This window comes from Proteiniphilum sp. (assembly GCF_034331125.1).
GTDB lineage: Bacteria > Bacteroidota > Bacteroidia > Bacteroidales > Dysgonomonadaceae > Proteiniphilum > Proteiniphilum saccharofermentans.
Map to the genome: position 1 here is coordinate 1 of NZ_JAXQGC010000032.1, position 4,233 is coordinate 4,233.

General features: G+C 43.0%; 3 protein-coding genes. All 3 read left to right on the forward strand.

Annotated elements, in window-relative coordinates:
- Positions 1–243 precede the first annotated feature (243 nt).
- The 3 genes from rhaB to rhaT all read left to right on the forward strand — a co-directional run bounded on the left by rhaB (position 244) and on the right by rhaT (position 4,150).
- On the forward strand, positions 244–1,710 hold the full coding sequence (rhaB, locus tag U2P89_RS06255) for a rhamnulokinase (protein WP_322190946.1): 1,467 nt from the start codon (positions 244–246) through the stop codon (positions 1,708–1,710).
- 142 nt (positions 1,711–1,852) lie between these two features.
- Complete coding sequence (locus tag U2P89_RS06260; RefSeq protein WP_092026226.1) at positions 1,853–3,118, forward strand: L-rhamnose isomerase; 1,266 nt, start codon at positions 1,853–1,855, stop codon at positions 3,116–3,118.
- Positions 3,119–3,121: 3 nt separating this feature from the next.
- A complete protein-coding gene (gene rhaT, locus U2P89_RS06265; protein ID WP_092026222.1) occupies positions 3,122–4,150 on the forward strand; it encodes an L-rhamnose/proton symporter RhaT in 1,029 nt (342 codons plus the stop codon).
- The last annotated feature ends 83 nt before the right edge of the window (positions 4,151–4,233 follow it).

Sequence of the window (4,233 nt, forward strand, 5' to 3'; positions counted from 1 at the left end):
TTTATCTCTTATCCTCTGATTATCAACTTCATTTTTAACTGCGAAACATCAGTAAGTTACTCACGCTTGAGGCGTACCTGGGAATCTCAGGACTTCCATTACATCAATAACCCAAAATAACATTATCAAAAAACACAGTCATAAAATCATTTATTTCATTGCATATATTCAATTCATCCTGTAAGTTTGCAGACAATCTTAAAAAAAATTGAATTTAACCTCATCATGAGCGTAGATAATTTAATGTCATTCTTAGCAATCGATTTAGGCGCCAGCAGCGGAAGAGCAATGCTGGGAACTATACAAAATGACCAATTAGAGTTAAAGGAAATCAGCCGTTTTCCTAATCCAATTATAGAAGTGAACGGTCGCCTATACTGGGATCTGTTCTATTTGTATAATCAGATAATAGGGGCATTACAGGAAGTCAAATCGCACAGGTTGAAAGTCACATCCCTGGGTATTGATACATGGGGAGTAGATTTTGTGTGCTTCGGAAAGGATGAGGAACCGTTGCGCATGCCTTACAGTTACAGGGATCCCTGGACGTTTAGTGCACCTGAACGTTTTTTCTCCAAAATTCCGAAAGAAGAGGTGTATCAAAAAACAGGAATTCAGATCATGAACTTCAACACATTATTCCAACTTGATACCCTGTTGAGTGAAAATTCATCTATCTATCCCGCCATCGACAAAATACTGTTCATGCCGGATGCACTTTCTTACCTGCTGACCGGAAGAATGGTGACAGAATATACTATCGCTTCCACATCCCAAATGCTCAATCCCTATACACAAAAGTTCGACAACTCATTTCTTCAAGCCCTGCAATTAAACGATAATCACTTCGGAGTTTTGGTGTTCCCCGGATACAAGATAGGGAACATATCTCCCTCAGTACAACGTCTGACCGGTTTACAGGATTTATCCGTCGTCGCCGTCGCCGGTCACGACACCGCTTCGGCAGTTTTGGCTACCCCGGCGAAAGACGAAAACTTCGCATATCTGAGTTCGGGAACATGGTCATTAATGGGCATCGAATCGGAAACGCCTGTAATCAATGACGAAACTTTTCGACTTAACTTCACCAACGAAGGAGGTGCCGACGGATCTATCCGTCTGCTGAAAAATATCTGTGGAATGTGGCTGATTGAACAATGCAAAAAAGAATGGGAAAATAATCAACCGGTTACTTATGAAGATATCGTAGCCGCTGCAAAACAGTCAGTTCCTTTCAAATGTTTTATCAATCCCGATTCACCATGCTTTGCTGCCCCGGGATCCATGACTACGGCTATTCAGTCTTATTGTAAAGAAACAAATCAATATATCCCTCAAACAATGGGAGAATTAGCCCGTTGTATTTACGAAAGTCTTGCTTTTCGATACAAGCAGGTATTGGCTGATCTTCAACAACTTGCTACATTCCCTATCCATATCCTGCATATTATCGGCGGGGGATCCCAAAACAAATTACTCAATACCTTTACGGCCAACGCTATCGGTAAGCCGGTCGTTGCGGGCCCGTCAGAAGCTACGGCAATGGGAAATATTTTATTACAGGCAAAAGCTGCCGGTATAGTCAATGACAAACAAGAAATCCGTCAAATCGTAAGAAACTCCATTGAACCCGATACGTTCGAGCCAGAAGATACTCCCCTATGGGAGAGTCACTACAGTGATTACCTGAATGTTTACAGGAATATATAGCATAATCGATGTGATAATGTGATAATGTGATAATGAAAAAAAAGTTGAGAATTAGTTTTTAATTTTTCACTTTTAATTTTTAATTAAAAAAGTCTTGATTCTTGATTCTTAAATCTTGAATCTTGAATCTAAATTTAAACGTATGAAGGAAGAACAACTTAAAAGAGCGTATGAAGATGCAAAGGCACAATACGCATCGCTGGGAGTGGATGTTGACCAGGCTATTGAGAAACTGAATAATCTCTCTATATCCATTCATTGCTGGCAGGCAGACGATGTGTCGGGATTTGAAAATCCTGACGGGGAGTTGACAGGAGGCATCCAGGCTACCGGTAATTATCCTGGAAAAGCCAGGACCATAGAGGAACTACGGAGTGATTTCGAGAAAGTGCTCGCGTTGATCCCCGGAACACACAGGATAAGCTTGCATGCCATTTATGGCGATTTTGGCGGTGAATTCGTCGATCGTGATCAGATCGAACCAAAACATTTTCAATCCTGGATCGACTGGGCGAAGAAAGTCGGCGTAAAACTCGATTTCAACTGTACTCTTTTCTCACATCCCAAAGGTGAGAGTGGATATATGATCTCTCATTTCGATTCTGAGATCAGAGAGTTTTGGAAAGAGCACCTGCGCCGTTGTCGTCGTATCGCAGCTGAAATCGGACGGCAGCAAGGCGATCCCTGTATTCACAATATCTGGTTTCCTGACGGAGAAAAGGATAAAACCGTTTCACGCTTTGCCCACAGGCAACTGATGAAAGAGGCACTCGACGATGTTTTCACCGAAAAGATCAGTACAGATTACCTGAAAGATTGTGTGGAATGTAAATTGTTCGGTATCGGAAGCGAAAGTTATGTAGTGGGATCGCACGAATTTTATATGGGTTATGCGGTAAAAAACAATATGATGCTGACACTGGATGCCGGGCACTTCCATCCGACCGAATCAATAGCCGATAAAATCTCTTCGATGCTCCTTTTTGTTCCTGAACTTAATCTGCATGTAAGTCGTCCGGAACGTTGGGATAGTGATCACGTAGTGATCTTAAGCGACGAGTTGTTGGCTTTAACTCAGGAGATTGTTCGTTCCGGTCATGCCGATCGTGTACATGTCGGACTCGATTATTTTGATGCATCTATCAACCGCCTGGGAGCTTATATAGTGGGAATCCGCGCTACACAGAAAGCGATGTTGCAAGCGCTGCTCGAGCCGACCCGACAATTAAGGGAATTTGAACTGCAGGATAAAAATTTCCAACGGCTGGCTTACTTGGAAGAATTGAAATCGATGCCCTGGAACGCGGTGTATAATTACTATTGCCAGCAGCAGAACGTACCTGTGGGTGATGCTTATATACAGGATGTCCAGGAGTATGAAGATCAGGTAACCTCTAAAAGAGTCTAAACGATGAGTACTATTTTTGGTTTACTTATTATTGCTGTGGGAAGTATGGGCCAATCGAGCTCATACGTCCCCATCAATAAGATAAAGGAGTGGTCGTGGGAAAACTTCTGGTTGATGCAGGGAATTTTCGCATGGCTGCTCTTTCCTCTTCTGGGGGCATTCATGGCCAGTACGCCATCGGAATTAATTGCGATATATACTACCAATGCAGCTGCCTCATGGAAAGCTATTGGATACGGAGTACTTTGGGGAGTCGGGGGATTGACTTTCGGATTAAGTATGCGTTTTCTGGGTATCGCACTCGGACAATCAGTAGCGCTGGGAACCTGCGCTGCTTTCGGGACACTTATCCCCGCAATGCTTACCGGTACGGATCTTTTCTCTCCGAAAGGATTGATTTTGTTGCTGGCTGTTGCTGTTACACTGGCAGGTATTGCATTAGTAGGATATGCCGGCAGTCTCCGTTCAAAAAATATGTCCGAAGAGGAGAGGAAAAAAGCGATCAAAGACTTTGCCCTGAAGAAGGGTCTCCTTATTGCGTTGTTTGCAGGTGTAATGAGCGCCTGTTTCAGTCTGGGGTTAAGCGCCGGCATACCAGTAAAGGAAGCGGCTATTGCTGCAGGAGCAAAAGAATTGTTTGCACAGAATCCGGTCACACTATTGGTCACCCTTGGTGGATTTGTAACCAACCTCATCTATTGTCTTTATATGAACCGGAAAAATAAAACCGGTGGAGAAATAAAACGCTCATCAAAAGCTGTTTTGGTAAATAATCTTTTGTTTTGTGCGCTGGCAGGGCTTCTTTGGTATTCCCAGTTCTTCGGGCTGGGTATGGGGCAAAGTTTTTTTGAACCCGGCAGCATAATGATGGCATTTTCATGGAGCATACTGATGTCTCTAAACGTGGTTTTCAGCAACGTATGGGGCATTATCCTCAAAGAGTGGAAAGGTGCAGGAAAAAAGGCCGTCGTTTTCCTGGTTATCGGTATGGCAGTTTTGATATTTTCTTTGGTTATACCCAATCTGTTTTAATCCTATCAGTTTTATGAATCATGTACTGACCTGACAATATTTGCAATATGCCGTAATAAGTTGATGGTGCGGCGGGAATTGAA